The following is a 24,046-nucleotide window of genomic DNA, read 5'->3' as shown; positions in this document are numbered from 1 at the left end:
CCGCGCGGGGGCCGCCCCGCCCCCCCGGCCGGGGCCCGCCGCCCGGGGCCCCCCCCCCCCCCCCCGGGGCGCGGCCCCCCCCGCCGCGTCGACCTACCGGCCGCTCAGCGCCTCGCCCCGCAGGACGGGCAGAACGCCGCCCCGTCGGGCACGTCCTTGTGGCACTGCCCGCACTGGACGGGCTGCGCCAGCTTGAACCCGCAGCCGGGGCAGAACGGCGTGCCGTGGGTCTCCGTGTGGCACTGCGGGCAGACCAGTTGGCGCGGCGTCCGCACGTCGTACTCCGCGCCGGACTGCTGGCCGACCTGGTAGGCGCGGTCCGAGACCATGTCGTTGAGGCCGCGCCGCTGGGCCGCGGCCGCCTCGGCGGCGGTGTCCGGGGCGCAGTCGAAGCACAGGCCCTGCTCCGGGTTGAAGCAGCGGCCGCAGACGTAGCGGGTGCAGCGGGCACAACGGTTGAAGTGCGACTGGGCGTTGTCGATCGCGCGCTGGAACGCGGCGTCCCGCGAGGTGCCCCAGGTCTGGCCGGCCAGGCCGTCCGCGGCGTTGCTGATCGTGTTGGCGTTGCCGCCGATGAGGTTCCACGCCGCACTGACGCCCTTGCCCAGCCAGCCCGCCACCTGACCGGTGGTGAACCGCTCGAACGGCGAGCGCCAGGTGTCGGAGCAGCGGTAGCAGGAGAACTCGAACTGGAAGCCCGCGCCCGTCCCGTACTGCTCGCACAGGTCGCGGTAGTTGTTGTTGAAGTAGATCTCGGAACTCACGTCGTCCCCGGTTGCTGAAAGTGGCCTAGTCGGCGTTCGCTCCCAGGGACGACAGGGGTCCTCGAACGGTTCCGCCAAGAACTCCTGACACTCTCTTCACAACCCGGAGACCGGGAGCAGCCGTACCCGGTCGGGTTCGAACGGCCGCCAGTCGGCGGGCAGTCCGCTGCGGCCGACCCGCAGCCGGCACCAGTTCCGCCCGGTCGGGTCCTGCCACCAGCCGCTGATCCGGCCGGGCGCCCAGTGGCCGTCACCGAGGTCGACCTCGACCGGCTGGTACACCCACCGGACCTCCCGGTCCATCGGCGGCACGGGCACCTCGGTGGGCGCCGCGGGCACCGCGGACGACACGGCGGGCGCCGCGGGCCCGTTCGAACGCTCCACCACGGTCCCGCCTCCGATCCGACCGGTGCGACCGCGCCCGACGCCGCGGCCCGTCGCCGGAACTCTACAGCCGTGTAGAACACGGCGGGCGGAGTTCCGGCGGAGCGGTACCGCTCAGCGTCCGGTGCGCCGCGCCCGCCGGCGCCGCCACAGCGCGATCGGCACGACGCCCGCGAGGGCGAGCACCGCCGGCGCCGGGGGCGCCTCCACCGGGCTGCCCGCGGCCCGGGAGGGCACCTTGTCGAAGGTGTCCGGGACGGGCAGGGTGGACCAGTCGGAGATCGGCCACGCCACCACGAACGCCCGGCCGACCACGTTGTCCACCGGCACGAAGCCGTCCCCGGTGAGGTTCTGGTGCGGGCGGGAGTCCCGGGAGTTGTTCCGGTGGTCTCCCATCACCCAGAGCTTGCCCTTGGGCACGGTGACGGTGCCGACCGGGTCGTTGTCGCAGGGCGTCGCCCCGGGGAAGAGGTACGGCTCGACCAGCGCGACGCCGTTCACCTTCACCGGGCTGCCCGCGTTGCACTCGACGGTGTCGCCGCCGACCGCGATGACCCGCTTGATCAGGTCCTTCTCGTCCGCCGAGGGCATCAGGCCGACGGTGCTCAGCGCCTTCTGGACGGTGCCCATGACGCCGCCGGAGCTGGTCGTGGGGGTGTCCTCCAGCCAGCCGCCCGGGTCGCGGAAGACCACCACCTCGCCGCGCTCCGGCTCGGCGCCGAACCACGGGGTGAGCTTGTCGACCAGCACCCGGTCGCCGATCTGCAGGGTGTTCTCCATCGAACCGGAGGGGATCGAGAAGGCCTGCACGAAGAAGGTCTTGATGCCGAGCGAGAGCAGCAGGGCGATCACCAGCAGGATCGGCAGCTCCTGCCAGAACGGGCGCTTCTTGCGCGCGGGCTTCGCACCGGCCGCGGTGGACTCCTCCGGTCCGGCGGCCCGCCCGGCTTCCGGCTCCGGCGGCTCCTCCGTCCCGGCTCCGGAACGGGTTCCGGGGGCGGCGCCCGGCCCGGTGGCGGGCCCGGCACCGGGGCCTGCGCCGGGGCCTGCGCCGGGGCCGGTGCCGGCCCCCTCCGGCGCGGTCCCCGGCCTCTGCTCGGTTCCGCCGCTCTCACCGGACTCCGTGCTCTGCTGCACACTCATGTAATCGGCCCCTCCCGACGGCCTGCGGGGGAGCCCGAAGCGGAGACCCCCTGTCAGGGAACGAACCTACCGAACAGAGGTTCCCGGTCGCGCCCTGATGTGGATGCGTTCGCCCTGCGGACCGAACAGGCTGAGGAACTCCACCGGCTGCGAACCGGCGTTGCCGAAGCCGTGCGGGGTCCGGGTGTCGAACTCGGCGGCCTCACCGGCGGTCAGTTCCAGGTCGTGCGGGCCGAGCACCAGCCGCAGCCTCCCGGACAGCACGTACAGCCACTCGTAGCCCTCGTGGACCTTCAACTCCAGCTCCGGCCCGGCGTTCCGGCCCGGCGGCACGATGTGCTTGTACGCGTGCAGACCACCGAGGTGGCGGGTGAGCGGGACGACGGTCTGGCCGTTCCTGGTCACCGGGCGCGGGTGGATCCGCGGGTCCCCGGTGGCCGGGGCGCCGACCAGTTCGTCCAGCGGCACCCGGTACTCCCGGGCCAGCGGCAGCAGCAGCTCCAGGGTCGGCTTGCGCTGCCCGGACTCCAGACGGGACAGCGTGCTGAGCGAGATCCCGGTCGCCGCGGCCAGCTTGGCGAGCGTGGTGCCGCGCTCCCTGCGCAGGGCCCGCAGCCGCGGGCCCACCGTGGTGAGGACGTTCTCGAACTCTTCGTCGGCCATGCCTGCTATTCGCCGGGACGGCAAGGGTGCTTGTCAATCCGGCACACCGGTGACGGCCCGTCCCCACCTGCCGAGGGCCCGGTGGCGGTCCGCCGACCGCCACCGGGCCCCCTCCTCCGGCTTCCCGGATCACGGCCTTCCAGTCCTCCCCCGTCACCCGGTCGTCGGGCCGCGCGCCACCGGCACTCGCGCCACCGGTACGCGCGCCACCGGCACTCGCGCTACCGGTACTCGCGCAGCCGGGGCCGCACCCCCAGCGCGGTGAGCGCCACCGCCGCCGCCAGGACGACCCCGCCCAGGGCCGCCGAGGTGCCGTCGAGGTCGCCGTCGGTCGCCGCGAGGGCCGAGTCCATCGCCTTCTGGTTGACGTCGATGGTGTCCTGCATGGCCGCGCCCAACTGCCCGAACTGGTAGTTGGACTGCCCCTCGGCGAGGCCGGTGTTGAGCGTGATCGCGTCCTTGAGCTGCCCCGCGCCGCGCAGCACGCGCATCCGGTGGTCGATCGCCTGGTACTCCTGGAAGGCGCTCAGGACCCGCTCGGCGGCCGCCTGCTCGCCGGGGAAGGTGATGTTGTTCAGCTCGGCGCCCAGGTACCCGCCGAAGGGGACGGTGGAGCGGTCCTGGTGGTGGCGTTCGACGGCGGTCTGCAGCCGGGTGCCGTAGGTGTCCAGGGTCGCCCCGTCGAGGTGGACGATCGCCTGGCTCTGCTCCAGGTAGGCCTGCTCCCACACGGCCGCCCGGCTCGGGTCGATCAGGTAGCGGCTCTCGTCGGCGTTCATGTCGTACGCGACGGCCCGGGAGCGGCTGAGCGCGATCACCGAGTCATAGGCGTCGCTCTTGGCCGTCACCAGGTGGTCCGAGGTGCGGCCCACCAGGGCCAGACCGGTCACCAGCACCACGCCGGTCAGCAGGGTGACGCCGGCCAGCGCCGGGTTGAACACCCGGTGGTAGCGCACGAGCAGCGCGCGCTGGAGCCCGACCAGCGCGGCGAGGGCGAGCAGTCCGGCGCCGAACAGCCACCACCAGCCGGTGCCCAGGGCGTCGCGCTGCTCGCCGTAGACGCGGTCGACGGTCGCCTCGTTGGCGGCGGTGACCTGGTCGGCGGCGGGCAGCAGCTGGCTGCGCAGCAGGTCGGAGGCCTGCCGGTAGGCGTCCAGGGCGGCGGGCGAGGGCTGGCCGGCCGGGGCCTTGGCCTGCTCCTCCAGCAGCTGGGAGCGGGCCACCAGGGCCTCGTAGCTGCCGAGCCGGCCGAGCACCAGTTGGACGGCGCGCTGCCCGGCCGGGTCGGCGGCGGCCGCCTGGGCGGCCTGCTGGAGGTCGTCGTCGGCCTGGTTGCGGCGCTGCTCGTAGGTGTCCAGGGTCTGCTTGCGCAGCGCGGCGTAGTCCTGGTCGTCGCCGACCAGCAGCAGGTTGGCGGCCTGGGCGTCCATGTCGCTGAGCGCGAAGTAGAGGTCGGCGGCGCGGGTGGCCTGCGGGGCCGCCCGGTGGCCGATGGTGTCGGTGCCGTCCCGGGCGCCGCCGAGCACGGCGGTGGCGGTGGCGCCGAGGCCGATCAGGGCGGCCAGGCTCAGCGCGGTGAGCGCGCGGACCAGGCGCGGGGTGGTCCAGTAGGAGCGGCTGCCGACCGTCCGCAGGCCCTGCCCGAGCCGGGCCAGCGGCCCGGGCGGCAGCCACGGTCCGGTCGGCGGCCGCGGTCCGGCGGGTTCGCCGCTCCCGGCCGGTTCCGGGCCGTCGTCCCCTCCGGCGGCCGCCTCCTCCGAGGTGGCCGATCTGCCTGCTGTCGAGGTGGTCATGACCACACGTCCCTTTCCCCCGTGGCACGGTCCGCCGGGGCTCCCGGTGGGAACCGAACACAGAACCGTTTCTCTCCGCCGCGCGACGCTAGTGCCGCGCCACCGGCGGTGGGACGCTCCCTGACGGCTCCTTGACACCGGCGGACGGGGATCTTGACGCTTCCTTAGCACGGGGGTCGCCGGTGGCACCCGGACGGCCCGGAGCGGCGCCCGGCAGCTGCCCGGCCCGGGGCCGTCAGAGCCAGTCGCGGCGCTTGAACACCAGGTACAGCCCGGTGCAGACCAGCGCCATCAGCCCGACCGCGAACGGATAGCCGAAGGCCCACTTGAGCTCCGGCATGATCTCGAAGTTCATCCCGTAGACCGTGCCGATCAGGGTCGGCGCGAACAGGATGGCCGCCCAGGAGGAGATCTTCTTGATCTCGTCGTTCTGCGCGTGCCCGGCCTCGGCGAGCTGCTTCATCTCCTCGTTCTGCCGCTGCGAGACCAGCGTCGCGTTCACCGTCAGGATGTTCTGCAGCATCTGCCGGAAGCCGTCCACCCGCTCGGCCGCGTAGGTGGCGTGGTCGGCGACGTCCCGCAGGCGGCGCTGGAGCTCCTCGTCGGTGCCGTACTTGCCGAAGCCCGCCTCCAGGCTCCGCATGATCTCCAGCAGCGGCCGGGTGGCCCGCTGGAGCTCGATCACCTCGCGGGACAGCTCGTAGATCCGGCGGGAGACGTGCGGGTCCCCGCCGAACACCTCGGTCTCGATCTCGTCGATGTCGTGCTGGAGCCCGGCGATCACCGGCGCGTAGCCGTCCACCACGGCGTCCAGTACCCCGTACAGCACCGCCTCCGGACCGAGCGCCAGCAGCTCCGGGTCGTCCTCCAGGCGGCGGCGCACCGCGGAGAGGTCCGGGGCCTGCGAGTGGCGCACGGTGATGACGAACTCGGGGCCGACGAACAGGTGGATCTCGCCGAAGTCCACCTCCTCCGCCTCGTCCAGGTAGCGGGCGGCGCGCAGCACCACGAACAGGGTGTCGCCGTAGCGCTCCAGCTTCGGCCGCTGGTGGGCCACGATGGCGTCCTCGACGGCCAGTTCGTGCAGGTTGAACCGGTCCGCGGCCTCCAGAAGCTGCGCCTCCGCCGGGCGGAACAGCCCGATCCAGGCCATCGTGCCGGGCCGGTCGGGCAGTTCGCGGTAGATCGCGGCGAGGTCGGCGGGCGCGTCCGTGCGGCGGCCGTCGCGGTAGACCGCCGCGTCCACCAGGGAACGCTCCAGCGCCCCCGGCTCGACCGGCTGGTCCGGACGCGGGTCCATCGAGTGCTCGGGCGCGGACCGGGGGTCGACGGGCCGGCGCTCGGCCGTCGGACGGGAGAACGGACGCCTGCTCGCGCGCACGGCGCGCACACGCCAGTCGGACATGCGGGGAACCTCCACGGTGGGTGCCCGGCCACCGCCGTGCTCGGCACGGTGGGCCGGAGGCGCCCGGCCCGCCGCCACGCGCACGGCGCGACCGGCGGCGCGCCCCGCCGGTGGCGGGGTCAGCCCTGCGCGGGAGCCGTACGGGAGGAGGAGTGCCGGGGGCCGCGAATCCTGCGGGACAACCGGGGGCGGGGCCGACTTCGACCCGTACTACTGCACTCCACGGCTCTCACCTCCTCGAATCCGCGCGCCCCGGGGGACGCCGACGCAACCCCACCCGATGTTAGTACCCGCACGACCGACCCTCTCCACCGCCCCTGACCACCGCCCCTCTCCACCACCCTTCCGACCGGACACACCGGCGGCCCCGAGGCCGTCCGGACCGGGCCTCAACGGACTTACGCCGTCGGCCCGTTCGTCCAGCTGGAACGATTACGGTCCGACGCCGCCACCACTACGCTACGTCGCATGAATTCTTCGGAGACGGCCCCCGGGCGGGGCACGGCGGTGGTGATCGGCGGCGGGCTGGCCGGCGTGGTGGCGGCCTGGGCGCTGCGGGGGCGCGCCGAGCGGATCGTCGTGGTGGAGCGGGACCGGTACCCGGACACGCCGGCGTTCCGGGCCGGGGTGCCGCAGGGCCGGCACGCGCACCTGGTGCTGGAGGCGGGGCACCGCGCGCTGGAGGAGCTGATGCCCGGCATCAAGCAGGAGTTGACCGACGCGGGCGCGCACCGGGTCTCCACCTCGGGCGACCTCCGGTGGCTCAGCTCCGCCGGCTGGATGGCCGACTACCCGGCCCGACTGGCCTTCCTCTCCTGCACCCGGCCGGTGCTGGACAAGGTGGTGCTGGACCGGGTCCGCACCGAACCGTCGATCGAGTTCCTGGAGGGCACCGACGTGGTCGGCCTGCTCGGCTCGGCGCAGCGGGTCACCGGGGTGAAGGTCCGCGAGCGCGGCCGGGAGCGCGGGGACGTCCAGGGGCGCGGCGAAGTCCGGGAGATCCCGGCCGAGTTGGTGATCGACGCGGCCGGCCGCTCGACCTCGGTGCCGAAGTGGCTCGGCGAACTGGGCCGCCCGGTGCCGGAGGAGCGGGTGGACGCGGGCGTCGCGTACGCCTCCCGGCTGTTCCACCGACCGACCGGCGTCGACCTCGGCCACCAGGCCGTCTACCTCCAGACCAAGGCCCCGGACAAGCCCCGGATGGGCGTCCTGCTGCCGGTCGAGGGCGACCGCTGGATCGTGAGCCTGGCCGGGATGCGCGGCGCGGAGCCCGCGCCCGGCACCGAGGGCTTCACCGAGCACCTGTCCCGGCTGCGCGACCCGGCCCTCGCGGAGATGCTGCGGGGCGCCGAACCGGCGGGCGAGGTACGCGGCTTCCTGCCCGGCCCGGGCGTACGGCGGCACTACGAACGCGGCGCCCCGGACGGCCTGGTGGCGGTCGGCGACGCCGCGAGCACCTTCAATCCGGTGTACGGGCAGGGCATCACCGTGTCGCTGTTCTGCGCCCAGGTGCTGCGCCGCACGGCCGCCCGGCACGGCGGCGTCGGGCCCGCCACCGCCCGTGACGCGCGCCGGGAGATCGCGGCGGTGTCCAAGACCGCGTGGATGATGTCCAGCGCCGAGGACGTCCGCTTCGCCGCCACCACGGGCGGGCCCTCGGGCGCCCTGATCAGGCTCCAGCACCGCTACCTGGACAAGGTGCTCCGGGGCGCCACCCACAACCCCGAGATCACGGCGGCCTTCCACGAGGTACTGTCGCTGGTCGCGCCACCGACCCGGCTGTTCCACCCGGCAGTGGTGGCCGCCGTGCTGCGCGGCTGACGGCCCGCGCGGACGCACCCGCCAAGCGGACGCACCCGTTAATTCGGGTGCGTCCGGACCGGCCGCCCGTTACCCTGGCCGACATGTCTACGCCCCGCATCTCCTAGCTGACGGACCGCCTCCACGCCACCCGTCTGTCCGCTAGTCGTTTCGGAGCGTTACCCCATGATCACCACCCGTGGTGTCGACGTGCGCGTCGGCGCCCGTCTGCTGCTGTCCGACGTCACCCTGCACATCGCCCCCGGCGACCGGATCGGCCTGGTCGGCCGCAACGGCGCCGGCAAGACCACCCTGCTCTCCACCCTCGCCGGGCACCTGCCCCCCGCCGCCGGTACGGTCACCCGCACCGGACCGGTCGGCTACCTCGCGCAGGACTCCCGCGCCGCCGACCCGGCCGTCACCGTCACCGACCGCATCCTGTCCGCCCGCGGCCTGGACACCGCCCTCCGCGCGCTGCGCGACGCCGAGCGGGCCATGGCCGTGGCCGGCTCCGCCGCCGAGGAACGCCGGGCGATGGACGCCTACGCGCGCGCCGACGCCGCGTTCCAGTCCCGCGGCGGCTACCCGGCCGAGGCCGAGGCCGCCCGGGTCGCGGCCGGACTCGGGCTGCCCGCCCGGATGCTGGACGCCCCCGTCGGCACCCTCTCCGGCGGCCAGCGCCGCCGGGTCGAACTGGCCCGCATCCTGTTCGCCGACCACGGCACCCTGCTGCTGGACGAGCCCACCAACCACCTGGACGCCGACTCGGTCGGCTGGCTGCGCGGCTTCCTCGCCACCCACCGGGGCGGACTGGTGCTGATCAGCCACGACCTCGACCTGCTGGCGGAGACCGTCAACCGGGTCTTCCACCTGGACCCGCAGCGCGCCGCGCTCGACGTCCACAACACCGGCTGGCGGGCCTACCTGGCCCAGCGTGCGGCCGACGAGCGCCGCCGCACCCGGGAACGGGCCAACGCCGAACGCAAGGCCGCCGCCCTGCACGCCCAGGCCGACCGGATGCGGTCCAACGTCGCCACCGCGACCAGCGCCCGCAGCATGGCCCGGCGCGCCGACCGGATGCTCGCCGAGCTGGAACCCGTACGGCAGACCGAGCGCGCGGCACGCATCCGGCTGCCCGAGCCCGCGCCCTGCGGCCGGACCCCGCTCGGCGCGGTGAGCCTGGCCAAGGCCTACGGCGGCCGGACGGTGCTGAGCGGCCTGGACCTCGCCGTGGAGCGCGGCAGCCGGACGGTCGTGCTCGGCCTCAACGGCGCCGGCAAGACCACCCTGCTGCGCGTCCTGGCCGGGCGGGAACGCCCGGACTCCGGCCGGGTCGTCGCCGGCACCGGCCTGCGGCTCGGCTACTTCGCCCAGGAGCACGACACCCTGGACCCCGCGCTCAGCGTGCGCGACAACCTGGCCGCGGCCGCGCCCGAGCTGACCGACGGCGAACTGCGGACCGTCCTCGGCGCGTTCCTGTTCCGCGGGGACGACGCCGACAAGCCGGCCGGCGTGCTGTCCGGCGGCGAGAAGACCAGGCTGGCGCTGGCCGCCCTGGTCCACTCCGGCGCCAACGTGCTGCTGTTGGACGAGCCGACCAACAACCTCGATCCGGCCTCCCGGGCCGAGGTGCTGGCCTCGGTCGGCACCTACCCGGGCGCGATCGTGATGGTCACCCACGACCCCGGTGCCATCGAGGCGCTCCGGCCGGACCGGGTGCTGCTGCTGCCGGACGGCGACGAGGACCTCTGGCACGACGCGTACCTGGACCTGGTCACCCCGGCCTGCGCCACCACCCCCGCCCGTAGCGGTCCGCCGGTCCCCGGCGGACCGCTACGGCCCTCCGCGCCTCGGCCGACCTGAGAAAGGGAGGCGGTCGTGGCCATTGACGGCGGACCCGGCCACCCGGATCCTCTCCCCTACGGCCCGGCCGCCGGCCCGGCCGCACCGACGATCCGGGGGTGGTCACCGATGGCGAACCAGTTGGCGGACGAGCGGATGCCGACATCACTCAAGTGGGTGGTAGCGGGGGTCTGGCTGCACGCCGTCGGCAACAGCGCGGCTGGGATCTTCCTCCTCGCACTGATCCACGGCCAGCACGGTGAAGGCGTCGCCATGGTGACGTTCATCGCCTTCCTCTCGATCCTGATCGGCGTCCTGCTCGGCACCTGCGCGGCCCTGGCGCCGGGTGGGGCCCGGTGGACCCGGAGGACCGTACTGGTGATCGAGTGGCTCGCGATCGTCAGCGGCGTGATCCAGCTCTTCTCCGGCTCGATCATCTCGCTGGCCGGTATCGCGATCGCGGGCATCATCGTCCGGGCGTACAGCTCCGCCGAGGCCAAGGAGTGGTTCACGGTCTGAAGGGCCGATCGTCATCACCGGTCGCTGAGCGCGATCCTGCCGATCACGCGCAACAGCCGGCCGCGCTCCGGCCCGTCCGCTCCGACGGACCGCGGGCGTCTGGAGACGCATTGCGGAGTCCCTGAGACGCATTGCTGATTCCAAGGCAGGAACCCCGTCCTACCGTGGAAAGCACACGGGGAGCCCGCCCGGAACCATGAACGGTGCGGGAGGACCGATCCGTTCCTGACCCCCCTTCACCAAGAGGAGCATCATGCGAATCGGCACGCGCGTCATCGGAACCGCCCTGGCCGGAGCCCTCCTGGCCGTCGGAGGCGCATCCCAGGCCATGGCACAAGCGAAGTACAACGCGTCGACGTCGCTCTCCAACGGCCGCCTCAGCACGTCCATCTCCCAGGAGGACAAGACCCAGCCCGACGGGTCCGCCTTCTGGCAGCTGCAGGACGTCTACGAGAAGACCGGCGGCGGCACCATCACCGCACAGTTCGGGTTCAACTACCACGGCTACTCCTACAACCGCGACTGGAGCGACCAGTCCGTCAACCAGACCAAGGACGCGTGGTTCTGGGACCTCGGGTTCAACGACTGCCAGAACGTGATCGGCTGGATGGCCGTCAAGGGCCAGAACACGTTCTACAACGCGCCCGTCACCATCTGCTAGCAGCCGCCCGCCGTCACGATGGGCCCGCGCCCGAGGGCGTGGGCCCATCGCCGTGCCCACTGGAGTGCCACCAGCATGATCCGCGCGATCCTCCACCACGAGCCGGGACTGCTCTGGACCGTCCTGGCGGCTCTGATCGGCGCCGCCGCCCTCTCGGCGGCCGTCGCCGGACGGCGCTCGGCCCCGAGGCCGCTGTCCGCGCTCGCCGGAGCGTCCACCGCCCTGGTGCTCGTCGCCACCCTCTACCCCGTGCACCCCGACGCACCGGCCCCGCTCCGCTGCACCGCCGGGCTCGACCTGACGGGTGCGATGTCGGGCACCCAGGGCCTGATGAACATCGCCCTGTTCGTCCCGGCCGGCTTCTTCACCTCCCGCCTCGTTCGACGGCCCGTCAGCACCGGCATCGCCCTCACGCTGCTCTCCGCAGCCGTCGAGGCGACCCAGGCCCTGACCCCCGGCATCGGCCGCAGCTGCGATTCCGCCGACCTGTGGGACAACGCGCTCGGGGCCGTGCTCGGCTGTGGCCTCGCGTACCTGTGGAGCCGCCGGACGGGCGACCGACCGCTGGGCACCACCAGGCGCGAGCTCGCACGCGGGGCGGTCGCCCTCGTGGGCGGAGCCGCAGTGATCGCGGCCGTCCTGGTGCCCTCCGTGACGGTCGTCGCACCCGACCCCACGGAGAACACCGCGGCCGGACCGGCCCAGCGGGCCGCCGCCACCAAGGCGTTCCGGGAGTTCTTCGGGTCGGCCGCCGAGATCGCGTCCGTCCAGTACGTCGAAGGATCCTCCGGCCACCCCGGGACGGTCAGCGTCACCGGCCGGCAGGGCAGCCTCGAACTGGCGTGGCCGGGCGGCGAACCGGCCTCCGGGCTCGTCGGGCCGACCCCCGACCAGGCACCCGGCGAAGTCAGCGACGACGTCGCGGTCGACGCCGCCACCCGCTTCGCCCGGACCCACTTCCCCTGGGCCCTCACCGACAGCTACCCCAGCACCGACCCCCAGCCCAATTCCGGCGGCGCCAGGACCGTCCAGTGGCGTTCCCGCGTCGACGGCGTCCTCATGCCGATGCGACTCGACCTGCTCGTCACCGGCAACGGCCGGGTCAGTTCGTTCTCCGCCCGGCACGTCGACCCGCCCGCCCTCCCGAAGGCGACCGTCACCGAGGCGACCGCCCGGAGCACCGCGGCCACCGCCCACCCCGGCTTCACCACCAGCAGCACGATCCTCCTCGCCCAGGCGGACCGCGACGGCACCTGGCACCCGCGCTGGCTGGTCGGCATGAAGCCGCCGGAGGACCAGCAGAAGAAGGGCATCCTGGTGGTCACCATCGACGCCGCCACCGGCGCCTTCGTCACGACCTAGCCGGCAGCTGCGCCCCCGCCTCAAGCAAACCGGGCATCACGTCACGTGCCGCCCCCTCGAGCACCCGGCTGCCTCGGGGACAGCGTCACCGCCTCGGCAGGACCGGTGCCGGTGCCGGTGTCGAGGACACGGGCGCGGGGTGGGCGCCGGGCAGGGCCAGGGCCAGGGCGGCGCCGAGGAGGCAGACCGCGAGACCGACGGTGCAGGCGACGTGGAATCCGTGCATGAAGGAGCTCTGGACCGCCGCCCGCAGCGCCTCCCCGGAGCCCGGAGGCGTGGCCGCCGCGCTGCGCAGGGCCTCGGCCACCGAGCCCTCGGCCGCGCTGAGGGTGCCGGCCGGGAGGGTGGAGAAGGCGGTGGTCGCGAGGTGGGAGGCGTAGAGGGAGGTGAAGACGCTGCCGACGACGGCGACGCCGAGGGTCCCGCCGGCCTCCCGGGTCGCGTCGTTCACGGCCGATCCGACGCCCGCCTTGGCGGGCGGCAGGACACTGAGGATCGACTCGGTGGCCGGTGCGGTCGTCAGGCCGAGGCCCAGTCCCATCAGGATCATTTGACCGACGATCAGCCCGTAGGACTGGAAGGCGGGCGAGAGGGCGATCCACCCGAAGGAGGCCCCGAGCAGCAGGAGCCCGGAGGTCACGACCGCCCGGGTCCCGGCCCTGGCGGCGAGCGCGACCCCGCCGAGCGAGCCGAGCGCGATGGTGAGCGCGACCGGCAGGATCCGCACGCCGGTGGAGAGGGCGCCGTAGCCGCGGATGAACTGGAAGTACTGCGTCACCAGGAAGATGAAACCGAAGAGCGCGAAGAACGCGACGGTGACCGCTCCGCTGGCGGCGGAGAAGGCCGGGGTGCGGAACAGGGTGATGTCCACCATCGGGTGGCTGCGTCCGCGTTCGATCACCACGAAGAGGGCGGCGAGGGCGGTGGCGGCGGCGAAGCCCGCGAGGGTGGCGGGCCGGTCCCAGCCCCGGGTCGGCGCCTCGATGACCGTGAAGACCAGCAGGCCGACGGCGGCCGAGGCGGTGAGCAGGCCCGGGGGGTCCAGTCGGGCGCTCGACGGGTCCCTGGACTCCGGGACCCAGAACCAGGTGGCGGCGAGGGCGACCAGCGCCACCGGTACGAGCGCGAGGAAGACCGAGGGCCAGGCGAAGTGGGCCAGCAGGAGTCCGCCGGCGACCGGACCGACGGCGACGCCGAGGCCGGTGACCGCGCCCCACAGGCCGACCGCCTTGGCGCGTGCGCGGCGGTCGGGGAAGGCGTTGGTGATGACGGACAGGGTCGTGGGGAAGATGACCGCCGCGCAGGCGCCCATGGCGAAGCGGACGGCGATCAGCGCGCCGGACGACCCGGTGGCGGCTCCCAGCGCGCCGGTGAGCGCGAAGCCGCCGAGTCCGGTGAGCAGCGCGGGCCGTCGTCCGAACCGGTCGCCGAGCGAACCGGCGGTCAGGACGAGGGCCGCGAAGGCGAGGTTGTAGCCGTCGACGATCCACTGGAGGTCGCGGGTGGTGGCGTGCAGTTGGCGGCCGAGGTCCGGGAGGGCGACGTTGACGATCGTGGTGTCCAGGTTGATCGCGAAGGCCGCGAGGCAGACGGACGCGAGGGCCAGGGAGCGCCGGGGCGCGGGACGGTGGGGCATGGCCGCCTCCGACCAGGTGGGGCGGATGGTGCGGGCTAGGTCGACGGAGTGGATCCCGCGATGTTGACAGCGGGAACATGTGGACATCTGCCAGCATTCCACCGCAAAGTGGACACTGTCAACACCGGAAGGGACGGGAGGGCGGGAACGTGGCCACGAGCCGGCCGTACCACCACGGAAACCTGCGGGAAGCACTGGTCGCCGGCGGGGTCGACCTCGCCAGGACCGGCGGACCCGCCGCCGTCGTCCTGCGCGCGGTCAGCCGGAGGGCGGGCGTCTCGCACAACGCCGCGTACCGGCACTTCGCCGGCCACGAGGCCCTGCTGGCGGCGGTCGCGGCGAGCTGCATGAACCGCTTGGGGCGGCTCATGCTCGCCCGCTCCGCGGCCGTGGACCTGCCCGACGAGGTGGCGGCGGCCCGCGCGCGGCTGGACGCGATCGGCCGGGCGTACATCGACTTCGCCCTGACCGAGCCCGGCTGGTTCCGCACCGCCTTCTGCGGGACCAGCGCCGCCCCGCGCGGGGAACCGGATCCGGCATCGGGCCTGGCATCGGGCGGGGAACCGGGCCCGGAGGGCTCCTGCGGCGCGGACCCCTACGCCATCCTGTCCACCCACCTCGACGACCTGGTCCGGCTCGGCGCCTTCCCCACCGACCGCCGCCCGGGCGCCGAGTACGCGGCCTGGTCGGCGGTCCACGGCCTGTCGGACCTGCTGGTCGAGGGCCCACTGCGGGGCCTGTCCGGAGCCGAGCTGCGCACCGCCGTCGAGGCCGTCCTGTCGACCGTCGCCCGCGGCCTCTGAGTCCGTAGGTCGCGCGGCGCATCATTCAGTAGCAGGTCTACTTCGCAGGACCAGCTAACGGTGAGCGTGATCGTCTGATCGTCTGCACTGACCAGGATCCGGCCGGACGGGGAGGCGTCGTAGGTTCGCCACTTGGAGGGGAGCCACCAGGCCTCCAGGGCCAGTTCTGCGACCACGACGCAGAGCGCCGCGGCCACCGCTGTGGCAATGAGGCGCGCGCGTCTCGATAGACGCGGCATCTTGATGGCCTGTCTCACCGCTCCACGGCGCAGACGACGGCCGGGTAACCAGCCAGTCCGATGCACCCAGGCCGTCCGAGGGTGTCCGCTGAACGACTTGACCTACCCGGAGGGCATCTGGGACGGCCATGCGACAGAGCAGGCCTCAGCCCTTGAGTCCCCGTGGAATTCCGACTCCTTTTCGTAGCGGACTTCCGCCCCCCGGCCGCCCCCGATCGGCTGCACTCGATGCCCTGACCGCACGACCTTCGCCGAAATTCCTCGTAATAAGATGAGCGCACGTTGATCAGTCTGCGGGTGCCGTGCCCGTGCAACGGCTGAGCGGCATCACAGTTCGCTTACCCCCACGACCCTCGTCTGCGGTCCCGAGGGAGAGCGGGCGTATCGACATGATCGGACTCCGGCCAGTGCTCCACGAACCCACGTCACCGCCGACCCGCCTGCAGGCCCGGGATGGCCTTGCACGGGCAAGAGCCCTGACTGTAGGCCGTGGTCGGGGTGAGCCAGGAGCCCGGTTGGCCGTCGTCGACGGCATGCGGCTGCTCGCCGCGCTCGCCGTCACAGGATTCCACTACCTCAGCGCGATCTCGCCCACCCTGTGGGGACCGTCCGCGAAGGAGTTCGCCTACCCGCTGCACCACGCATCGATGTACGGCTGGCTCGGTGTCGAGGCCTTCTTCCTCATCAGCGGATTCGTCATCTGCATGAGCGCCTGGGGGCGCACCGCAGGACAGTTCGCCGCCTCACGGATATCCCGGCTCTACCCGGCCTACTGGTGCGCTCTCATCCTGATCGTGGCCAGGATCGCGCTGATTCCCATGGAGACCCACGACGTCGGCGCGGTGATCCACCCCCGGATCGTCCTGGCCAACCTGACCATGTTCCCTGACGCCCTCCACGCAACCCTCCTGGACGGCGTCGCCTGGACCCTCGCCGTCGAGGCCCACTTCTACCTCCTCATGGCCGTCCTCCTGGCCTTCGGCACCACTTACCACCGGGTCATGGGGTTCTGCGTGATCTGGCTGGCCGCCGGGATCATCACCTCGGAGACGAAGAGCAAGTTCCTGGACGACCTCGTCCTCAGCCAGTACGCCGGCCTGTTCGTCGCCGGCATCGCGGTCTACCTCATGTACCGCTTCGGGCAGAACCTCATGCTCTGGATACTCCTCGGCTTCGCCTGGTGCTACGAACTGACCATGCTCCCCGCCCGGTTGACCGGCCACTACCGGGAGTGGGGATCCCAAGCACTCTGCTCCTGGACCGTCGCCAGCGCCCTACTGACCGCCTTCCTGGCCCTGCTGCTCCTGGCCACCATCGGCCCCCTCGCCCGCATCCGCTGGCGCTGGCTGATGACGGCCGGTGCGCTCACCTACCCCTTCTACCTGATCCACCAGAGCCTCGGCCTGCCCATGGCCGCCGAACTCACCGCCCACGCCCACTGGCTCGGCCCCTGGGGCCGACTCGCCCTCACCACCGTCTCGATGCTCCTCCTCGCCGCAATCATCCACCGAGTGGTGGAGAAGCCCATCGGCCGTGCCCTCCGTCGCCGCCTCGACCAAGCCCTCGACCGACACCCGAGCAACCCACCGGCACCGCGCCCGGAACCCGCACAGTGACCCGCCACTGATCACCGCGTCGTGCCGGCCCAGCCGTAGCGCGAGAAGGCGGGCCCCCGAACGTGGTTAGACGACGAGCGCTTGTGCGGCCGTGGGGAACGCGGGTTCGGGAGGGCGGTCCGCGGGGATCCAGCGGGCGGTGAGGTGCTTGTCGGATCCGGTGTCGGAGAGGTCGCCGGTCCACACTCGCGGCAGCGAGGACGAACAGAACGGACTGTCCGGCCTGGTCCCTGCCCTCAATCGGTGATCTCGGTCGGCAGTACGTCGAGGTACGTGCTGACTCCGTTCCTGGCGGCGTGCAGGAGTGGTGCCCCGCCTCTGCCACAGTGCCGACCCACCAGGCGACGAGTGCACGCGTGGACCTGACGCCGATTCCCTCCGGCCTGACCACGCGCTACTGGGTCATCAGCGAGGCTTGCCTGCCCGATGTCGACAGCGGGTACTTCGTCCCACTCGACGGACCGCCAGCCAGCTCTGATCATCGGCCGGAGCACAGACCGCTCTGCTACTTCCCGTGAACGACGGCACCCCCGACGTCATGCGCGCGAACGTTCCTGGGAACGCGCTCGCGCGTTCTCGACGGTCACGCGGACCTGTGGCCGAACTGCGGTGACGGAGTTCGCGCAAGCCCCCGGCTCGTGGCGGCCGTTCGCGGGAACGCGGCCACGCGGAGCGGGCAGGTCAGACCAACGGTGCGTTCACGGTGCTGCCGCCTCTCATCCGCCGGCCCTCGCCCAGCCTCCGCCGGTCCTGGCGCGACCTCGACCGTCTCGACCCGGTGCAGCGTCGCCGCCTCAAGGCCCGCACCCGTAAGGACCCCGCCAGCACATACGGGCCGAACGCCGGACAACACCCCACGTCCAGCCAGGTCGGCGTGGCGCATCAGGCTTCCGTCGCGGGTTCGCGGTGGGGGCGGCCGGTCAAGTCGGCCGCGGTCCGGGTGAGGTGCTGGGTCAGTACCTCGGCCGCGGTGTCGGCGTCGCGGGCCAGCGCCGCCTCCTCCAGCCGGCGGTGCTCGCCGACGGCGTCCCGGCCGGGGTTGTGCTGCGCCGACCAGCGGCGAGCCAGTTCGCTCGCGGTCCACGTTCGGTCGAAGGTCTCCAGCAGGACGGGGTTGCCGCAGCCCTCCAGCAGGGTGCGGTGGAAGACCCGGTGGGCTTCGGACCATGCGGCGCTGTAGTACTCGCCCTCCTCCGGCACGTACGCCGGGGTGCGGGCCAGACGGTGGTGGGCGGCTCGTACGCGGGCCTCCCAGTCGACGTCCCCGCGCTCGATCGACATGCGCAGCACGACCGGTTCGATGGTCCTGCGGGCCTCCGCGATCTCCTGCCAGCGGCGGTCGGAGACGGCCGGGACGGCGAAGCCGCGGTTGGGCAGCCGGTCGGCGAGGCCCTCGCCGACCAGCCGCACGAGCGCCTCACGCACGACGGCCAGGCTCACGCCCTGTTCCTTGGCGAGGTCCTGCGGTTTGAGGGCGTCGCCGGGGGCGTGGTCCCCGCGCATGATCGCGTCCCGCAGGTGTGCGTAGACCTGCTCGGAGAGCATCAGCTTCCCCGGTGAGGTCGAGGTGTGGGCCGTCTGAGTCATGCCTCCAGCATAGACGATCCCGCAGATAATCGATTATTAGTGTTATGGTCGATTCATCGACCGAGGGAGCGCGGCGGTGCAGCCACGCGAAGCCGTGGGCTCCGTCCGCCGCACCACCACCGCCCCACAGCACACACCGAAAGGAACGACGCGATGAGCGCCAACGACCCCTTCGCCCGCCTCCCCGAGGCGGACTTCTTCACCGTCACCAGCACCGCCGTCACCGACGGCGCCGCCTGGCCTCCCGAGCAGCACTCCTCCGGCGTCCCCGGCGGGAAGGACGTCTCCCCGCAGCTGTCCTGGAGCGGCGCCCCGGACGGCACCAAGAGCTACGCCGTCACCGTCTACGACCCCGACGCCCCCACCGGGTCCGGGTTCTGGCACTGGGCGGTCGCCGACATCCCCGCCACCGTCACCGAGCTGCCCGAGGGCGCCGGCGACGACACCGGCTCAGGCCTGCCCGAGGGCGCCTTCCAACTGCCCAACGACGCCCGCGCGGCCCGCTTCATCGGCGCCGCACCGCCGGCCGGGCACGGCCCGCACCGCTACTTCGTCGTGGTGCACGCCCTCGACGTCGAGTCCATCGGCGTCCCGGTCGACTCCACCCCGGCCGTCCTCGGCTTCACCATGGCCGGCCACATCCTCGGCCGAGCGGTCCTGACCGCCACAGCCGAAACCCCCGCCTGACGAACACCATGTCCGGACTCATCGACACCACGGAGATGTACCTCCGCACGGTCCTGGAGCTCGAGGAGGAAGGCGTGGTCCCCATGCGCGCCCGCATCGCCGAACGCCTGGACCAGAGCGGCCCCACCGTCAGCCAGACCGTCGCCCGCATGGAACGCAACGGTCTGCTGCACGTCGCCGACGACCGGCACCTGGAGCTGACGGAGGAGGGCCGGCGGACCGCCACGCGCGTGATGCGCAAACACCGGCTCGCGGAGTGCCTGCTCGTCGAGGTGATCGGACTGGAATGGGAGCAGGCCCACGCCGAAGCCTGCCGCTGGGAGCACGTGATGAGCGAGGCCGTCGAACGCCGCGTCCTCGTGCTGCTGCGGCACCCCACCACGTCGCCCTACGGCAACCCGATCCCGGGCCTGGAGGAACTCGGGGGGCAGAGCACCGTGGATCCGTTCCCTGCCGAGAGCATGGTCAGCCTCAGCGACCTCCAACCCGGGCCGAACGGCGCGACCGCGGTCGTACGGTGCATCAGGGAGCTGGTCCAGACCGACCCCCGACTGATGCACACCCTCAGGCACGCCGGGGTGCGGCCCGGCGCGGTCGTGAGCGTGACGTCCTCGTCCGGCGGTGTGACGGTCAGCAGCGGCGGGGCGGCCACCGAACTCCCCACGCAGACCGCCGCGCACGTCTTCGTGGCCGAGCGCTGAGCCCACCCGGGTGCCGGCCCATGCCGTAAGGCCCGTGCACCCGACGAGGACGGCCCTCGACCACGACGGCGGGTTCCAGCGATCCCCGCAACACCCCGACCCCAGGGAGTTGCGGGGATCGTGGATGTTGAGGGCTTGAAGGCGGGTTCTTCGAGCCACGCCACGACGGGGAGCCGTTGCCCCGCAGGTCGCGGGACTTCGATGAGAAGGCTCTCATCAGCCCGTGTCACCGTAGGACGCCCCGGCGGAGGCCGGACGGGAGCGAGGAGACCCCGATGGCGGGCGGTGACGGCACCGGGACGGTGCTGGTGGTGGACGACGACGACATCATCCGCAGGTCGCTGGAGCGCGGCCTGCGGCTCAGCGGGTTCACGGTACGCACGGCCGACGGCGGGCGGACGGCGCTGGGCCTGGTGGCCGACGAGCCGCCGGACGTGCTGGTCCTCGACGTCTCGATGCCCGACCTGGACGGCAGCGAAGTCTGCCGCCGGCTGCGGGAGCAGGGCATCGACACGCCCGTGCTGATGCTCTCCGCACTGGACGAGCTGGCCGACCGGGTGGCCGGCCTCCAGGCGGGCGCCGACGACTACCTGGTCAAGCCGTTCGCGCTGGAGGAACTGGTGCTGCGCCTGCACGCCCTGCTGCGCCGCCGAACCCGGGCCGGCGCGTACGGCCGGCCCGCCGGGCCGGGTGGTGAGGTGCTGCGGGTCGGGCCGCTGGAGATCGAACCCGCCGCCCGCGAGGCCCGCCGGGACGGGCAACCGCTGCGGTTGACGCGCCGCGAGTTCGAGTTGCTGGAGTACCTGGCCCGCAACGCCGGGCTGGTGCTGACCCGCGACCAGGTGCTGGACCGGGTGTGGGGCTACGACTTCGAGGTCCGCACCGATGCCGTCGACACGTTCGTCAGCTACCTGCGCCGCAAGCTGGAGGAGGGCGGCCGTTCACGGTTGATCCACACGGTGCGGGGCGTCGGCTTCGTGCTGCGGACTCCGGAGGCCCACCGGTGAGCGGCACCGCCTCCGCCCGGCGCTCGATCAGCCTGGCCACCCGGATCGCGACCGGTGCGGCCCTGCTCGTCCCGCTGCTCGTCCTGGGCACCGGCGCACTGGTGCTCGGGCTCGTCACCCACGATCTGCGCGCCCAGCAGGACACCAGGCTGCGCGACCGCGCCGCCGCCGTGCTCCCCGCCGCCAAGGCACTGCTGAGCGCCACCCGGCAGGACCGGCCCCGGGTCGAGCAGAACCAGCGCCGCAACCTGCTCGACGACGCACTGGACGTCGGCATCCGGGTGGCGGACGCGAACGGCGACCGGGTCACCGAGGGCGGCCCCGTGCCGGGCCCGGCCGCGGTACTCCCGCACCCCGCCCCCGCGGGCACCGGCGGGCCGGTCACCGTACGGGCGCAGGGCCGGGCCTGGCGGGTGCTGGCCCGGCCGGTGGCGGGCGCCGACCCCGGCACGCTCTGGGTCACCGCACCGGTGTCGGCGACCGACCCGCAGGTGGACGCGGTGCGCGGGCGGATCCTGTGGGCCGCAGCGCTGGCCGCACCGCTCTCCGGACTGCTCGCCTACGGCCTCGCCCGGCGGGCCACCGCGCCGCTCAGCCGCCTGGGCCGACGCGCCGCCGCGCTCGACCCGCGGGCCGGCGCCGTGGGCTTCACCCACCGGCACAGCGGGGTCCGCGAGGTGGACGAGCTCGCGCTCGCGCTGGAGAGCGCGCTGGCCCGGTACGACCAGCAGGTCGCACGGACCGGCCAGGCACTGGAAACCGCCCGCTCGTTCTCCGCCGCCGCCTCCCACGAACTGCGCACACCGCTGATGAGCCTGCGGACCAACCTGGACGTCCTCGGCGCGCACCCGGACCTGCCGCCGACGGACCGCGCGGAGATCCTCTCCGACCTCCGCGACGACCACCGGCGACTCCTCGACCTGCTCACCGCACTGCGGACGCTGGCCCGTGGCGACCTGGTCGAGGAGGAGGCGTTCACGGTCCTCGACCCGGCCGACCCGGCCGCGGCCGCCGTCGCGGAGCTGCGCCGGCGGCGGCCGGAGGTGACCGTCGACCTGGCCGGTCCCGGCCTCACCGGGCCGGACACCGGCGGGCCGGACGTCGGGCCTGGCACCGGCGGGCCGGACGTCGGGCCTGGCACCGGCGGGCTACGGGTGCACGGGTGGGAGGCCGGGCTGCGGATCGTCTGCGACAACCTGCTCGCCAACGCGGCCGTGCACGGTCACCGGCCCGGGGAACCGGCCCGGATCGCGGTCGGACTGCGCCGGGACGCCGGACAGGCGGTGCTGACCGTGGACGACGACGGGCCGGGCATCCCGGTGGCGGACCGGGCGGCGGTCTTCGACCGCTTCCGCCGGCGCCGGGACAGCCCCGGCTCGGGACTGGGACTGACCCTGGTCGCCCAGCAGGTGGCCCTGCACCGCGGCACCGTCACGGTCACCGAGCCGCCGGGCGGGACCGGCTGCCGCGTCGAGGTCCGGCTGCCCCTGGTCGGCGAGGACGCCCCGACCCCGCCCCTGCCGGCCCGCCGCGAATGGATCAGCTCCACGGGTGCGAGCGCCTGACGCGCCACGGGCGTCGGAGCACCCGCGAAGCGGTGGGCCGGCTCGTCGGCTCACAAGGAATCCACAAAGAGGGTCCTTATCGTCCTGCTCAGCCGGACCGCCCGACGCTCCGGCCGGACCTGCCACCCGTGGCAACTGGAGGACTTCGCCATGCACCCGCACCGCAAGGCCGCTGCCGTGATCGGCGCTCTCGCCCTGGGCACCACCCTGGTCGCCCTCACCGGACCGGCTCAGGCCGCCACGCCCAGTGCCACCCCGGTGGCCTCCCGGACCCCGAAGGTGCTGCCGACGCCCGAGGGCGACGGAGCGAAGGGCATCTGCAAGCGGCTGCCGAAGGCCGACCAGCGGATCAAGAACGCCCTGGACCGCCTGAACGGTCCGGTCACCGAGGCCGGCTCGATCGCCCGTCTGCAGCAGCGGGTGAACAACGCCAAGGCCGCCGGCCACACCGCGATCTACAACGACCTCAACGACCGGCTGACGTACCGCAAGAGCCTGGTGCCGACGCTGACCCAGCGCCAGAGCGACCTGAACGCCGTCGCCACCTGGTGCTCCTCGCAGGGCCTCGGCACCCCGACCGCACAGTGACCGACCGCGCAGTGACCGCCGGCGCAGTGACCATTCCCGGCACGGCGTCCGACCCGGTCGGCGGCAGGTCGGTGGCTGCACCGGTACCAGCCGCCCGGCTGTCGCGGCGAACCGCTGCCGTCACGGCCGCCCTGCTCGCCACGCTCGCCCTGACGGCGTGCGGCACGAACGGGACCGGCCCCGGCCGGACCGGTGCACCCGCCGCCGGGTCACCGTCCGCCGGCGCGAGCGGGTCGGCGGCGAGCGGGTCGGCGGCGAGCGGTGACCGACTCGGCGAGATGCGGAAGAAGGTGGACGCCGCCGACAGCGCCGCCGCCGCTGCCGAATCGGACGCCGCCAAGGACACCCAGGACACCTCGACTCCCTGACCCCACAAGCTCTCCGGCTGTTCCCCGTCGAAGCAACGGGGAACAGCCGAAGCCGCCTGTGAAGCCTGTGAGATCGAACGAAAGGGCTCCGGGCGTGCTCTCCGGCACACGAGCACCGCCTTCGCCGGGACCGGCGGGGAGCACCGACAGCATCCGCAGACCGGGCCCGGCACGGGTCCCGGCGTCGGCCCGGCTGCGGACTGGCGCCCGTTCGTCGCACGGGCCGGACCTGTGTCCCTACCGGGCCCGCCGGCGGGGAGGGTCAGGAGGTGGGCATCAGGACGGTGTCGACGATGTACACGGTGGCGTTGGCGGTCTGGACGTTGCCGCACAGGACCTTGGCGTCGCCGTTGACGGTGAAGTCGGGGCTGGCACCGGTGACCGTGACGTTGCCGGTCTCCAGGGTCTTGTGCGCGCCGGTGAGGTCGCCGGGGGCGAGGCGCTGGGGGGCGACGTGGTAGGTGAGGATCTTGGTGAGCTTCTCCTTGTCGGCGAGGACGGCGTCCAGGGTGGCCTTGGGGATCTTGGCGAAGGCGTCGTTGGTCGGCGCGAACACCGTGATGTTCTGCGCGGAGTTGAGGGTGTCGACGAGCCCGGCCTGCTTGACGGCGGTCACCAGGGTGGACAGCAGCGGGTTGTTGGAGGCGGCGGTGGCGACCGGGTCCTTGGCCATGCCGGTGAAGGACCCGGCGCCGTCCTTGGGCACGGCGGCGCAGGCCGTCCCGAACGGCTGGTCACTCATGGCGGCACCGGCCGCCGTCGCGGGGGCGGCGGCCGAGGACGGCGCGGCGGCGGGGGCCTTGGAGGCGGAGGACGATCCGGAGCCGCTGCTGCAGGCCCCGAGGCTGAGGGCGAGCGCGGTCACGGCGAGGAGCGCGGTGACCGCGTTGCGGCGCGGGGCGGTGACGTTCAT

General features: G+C 73.3%; 21 protein-coding genes. 12 read left to right on the top strand and 9 right to left on the bottom strand.

What is annotated here, in order from left to right:
• Window positions 1–104: 104 nt before the first annotated feature.
• The 6 genes from ACFY2K_RS15670 to ACFY2K_RS15645 all read right to left on the bottom strand — a co-directional run bounded on the left by ACFY2K_RS15670 (window position 105) and on the right by ACFY2K_RS15645 (window position 6,152).
• Entirely contained in the window at window positions 105–764 is a 660-nt protein-coding gene (locus ACFY2K_RS15670; RefSeq protein WP_380589137.1) for a zinc ribbon domain-containing protein, read from the bottom strand.
• A gap of 96 nt (window positions 765–860) precedes the next feature.
• Window positions 861–1,151: a hypothetical protein gene (locus ACFY2K_RS15665; protein WP_380589134.1), complete on the bottom strand. Its 291-nt coding sequence runs from the start codon at window positions 1,149–1,151 to the stop codon at window positions 861–863.
• Between the two features lie 111 nt (window positions 1,152–1,262).
• Window positions 1,263–2,291, bottom strand: a complete 1,029-nt coding sequence (lepB, locus tag ACFY2K_RS15660; RefSeq protein WP_387711772.1) for a signal peptidase I — start codon at window positions 2,289–2,291, stop codon at window positions 1,263–1,265.
• A 66-nt stretch (window positions 2,292–2,357) separates the two neighbouring features.
• Entirely contained in the window at window positions 2,358–2,954 is a 597-nt protein-coding gene (locus ACFY2K_RS15655) for a helix-turn-helix domain-containing protein (protein WP_375890955.1), read from the bottom strand.
• Between the two features lie 221 nt (window positions 2,955–3,175).
• Window positions 3,176–4,747 (bottom strand): hypothetical protein, encoded by a 1,572-nt coding sequence (locus ACFY2K_RS15650; RefSeq protein ID WP_387711770.1) that lies wholly within the window; start codon window positions 4,745–4,747, stop codon window positions 3,176–3,178.
• A 235-nt stretch (window positions 4,748–4,982) separates the two neighbouring features.
• Window positions 4,983–6,152 carry a magnesium and cobalt transport protein CorA gene (locus ACFY2K_RS15645; RefSeq protein ID WP_375889442.1) on the bottom strand — a complete coding sequence of 390 codons (1,170 nt, stop codon included), beginning with the start codon at window positions 6,150–6,152 and terminating at the stop codon, window positions 4,983–4,985.
• A gap of 468 nt (window positions 6,153–6,620) precedes the next feature.
• Between ACFY2K_RS15645 and ACFY2K_RS15640 the strand changes: the two genes are divergently transcribed.
• From ACFY2K_RS15640 to ACFY2K_RS15620, 5 genes are all read left to right on the top strand, one after another.
• Window positions 6,621–7,973 (top strand): NAD(P)/FAD-dependent oxidoreductase, encoded by a 1,353-nt coding sequence (locus ACFY2K_RS15640; RefSeq protein WP_380531909.1) that lies wholly within the window; start codon window positions 6,621–6,623, stop codon window positions 7,971–7,973.
• 165 nt (window positions 7,974–8,138) lie between these two features.
• Window positions 8,139–9,815, top strand: a complete 1,677-nt coding sequence (locus ACFY2K_RS15635; protein WP_387711768.1) for an ABC-F family ATP-binding cassette domain-containing protein — start codon at window positions 8,139–8,141, stop codon at window positions 9,813–9,815.
• A 108-nt stretch (window positions 9,816–9,923) separates the two neighbouring features.
• A complete protein-coding gene (locus ACFY2K_RS15630) occupies window positions 9,924–10,313 on the top strand; it encodes a hypothetical protein (protein WP_375889434.1) in 390 nt (129 codons plus the stop codon).
• Window positions 10,314–10,566: 253 nt separating this feature from the next.
• Window positions 10,567–10,974 (top strand): hypothetical protein, encoded by a 408-nt coding sequence (locus tag ACFY2K_RS15625; RefSeq protein ID WP_375889433.1) that lies wholly within the window; start codon window positions 10,567–10,569, stop codon window positions 10,972–10,974.
• 75 nt (window positions 10,975–11,049) lie between these two features.
• Window positions 11,050–12,336: a VanZ family protein gene (locus ACFY2K_RS15620; protein ID WP_387711765.1), complete on the top strand. Its 1,287-nt coding sequence runs from the start codon at window positions 11,050–11,052 to the stop codon at window positions 12,334–12,336.
• 85 nt (window positions 12,337–12,421) lie between these two features.
• On the opposite strand, the gene ACFY2K_RS15615 is transcribed toward ACFY2K_RS15620, so the two are convergent.
• Window positions 12,422–13,972: an MFS transporter gene (locus ACFY2K_RS15615; RefSeq protein WP_380531900.1), complete on the bottom strand. Its 1,551-nt coding sequence runs from the start codon at window positions 13,970–13,972 to the stop codon at window positions 12,422–12,424.
• Window positions 13,973–14,121: 149 nt separating this feature from the next.
• On the opposite strand from ACFY2K_RS15615, the gene ACFY2K_RS15610 reads away from it, so the two are divergent.
• The gene (locus ACFY2K_RS15610; protein ID WP_380594103.1) at window positions 14,122–14,775 is read left to right on the top strand and encodes a TetR/AcrR family transcriptional regulator; all 654 of its coding nucleotides are present in this window, start codon (window positions 14,122–14,124) and stop codon (window positions 14,773–14,775) included.
• Window positions 14,776–15,529: 754 nt separating this feature from the next.
• Window positions 15,530–16,630 carry an acyltransferase family protein gene (locus ACFY2K_RS15605; protein WP_380644105.1) on the top strand — a complete coding sequence of 367 codons (1,101 nt, stop codon included), beginning with the start codon at window positions 15,530–15,532 and terminating at the stop codon, window positions 16,628–16,630.
• 882 nt (window positions 16,631–17,512) lie between these two features.
• On the opposite strand, the gene ACFY2K_RS15600 is transcribed toward ACFY2K_RS15605, so the two are convergent.
• Window positions 17,513–18,217 carry a GntR family transcriptional regulator gene (locus tag ACFY2K_RS15600; RefSeq protein ID WP_380594099.1) on the bottom strand — a complete coding sequence of 235 codons (705 nt, stop codon included), beginning with the start codon at window positions 18,215–18,217 and terminating at the stop codon, window positions 17,513–17,515.
• A gap of 153 nt (window positions 18,218–18,370) precedes the next feature.
• Here ACFY2K_RS15600 and ACFY2K_RS15595 point away from each other — a divergent pair, with 153 nt between their 5' ends.
• From ACFY2K_RS15595 to ACFY2K_RS15575, 5 genes are all read left to right on the top strand, one after another.
• On the top strand, window positions 18,371–18,904 hold the full coding sequence (locus ACFY2K_RS15595; protein WP_375896466.1) for a YbhB/YbcL family Raf kinase inhibitor-like protein: 534 nt from the start codon (window positions 18,371–18,373) through the stop codon (window positions 18,902–18,904).
• An 8-nt stretch (window positions 18,905–18,912) separates the two neighbouring features.
• Window positions 18,913–19,605: a metal-dependent transcriptional regulator gene (locus ACFY2K_RS15590; protein ID WP_387711761.1), complete on the top strand. Its 693-nt coding sequence runs from the start codon at window positions 18,913–18,915 to the stop codon at window positions 19,603–19,605.
• 275 nt (window positions 19,606–19,880) lie between these two features.
• On the top strand, window positions 19,881–20,612 hold the full coding sequence (locus tag ACFY2K_RS15585) for a response regulator transcription factor (RefSeq protein WP_380528923.1): 732 nt from the start codon (window positions 19,881–19,883) through the stop codon (window positions 20,610–20,612).
• Window positions 20,609–22,177 carry a sensor histidine kinase gene (locus tag ACFY2K_RS15580; protein WP_387711759.1) on the top strand — a complete coding sequence of 523 codons (1,569 nt, stop codon included), beginning with the start codon at window positions 20,609–20,611 and terminating at the stop codon, window positions 22,175–22,177. Before ACFY2K_RS15585 ends, ACFY2K_RS15580 begins: the two co-directional genes overlap by 4 nt.
• A 150-nt stretch (window positions 22,178–22,327) precedes the next feature.
• Window positions 22,328–22,765: a hypothetical protein gene (locus tag ACFY2K_RS15575; RefSeq protein WP_380644102.1), complete on the top strand. Its 438-nt coding sequence runs from the start codon at window positions 22,328–22,330 to the stop codon at window positions 22,763–22,765.
• Between the two features lie 630 nt (window positions 22,766–23,395).
• Here ACFY2K_RS15575 and ACFY2K_RS15570 read toward each other — a convergent pair.
• On the bottom strand, window positions 23,396–24,046 hold the full coding sequence (locus tag ACFY2K_RS15570) for a fasciclin domain-containing protein (RefSeq protein ID WP_375896479.1): 651 nt from the start codon (window positions 24,044–24,046) through the stop codon (window positions 23,396–23,398).

Origin of the sequence: Kitasatospora sp. NPDC001309 (assembly GCF_042896295.1) — a bacterium.
Taxonomy (GTDB): domain Bacteria; phylum Actinomycetota; class Actinomycetes; order Streptomycetales; family Streptomycetaceae; genus Kitasatospora.
The sequence above is the reverse complement of the archived record's forward strand: the minus strand, read 5'-3'. Positions and strand labels throughout refer to the sequence as shown.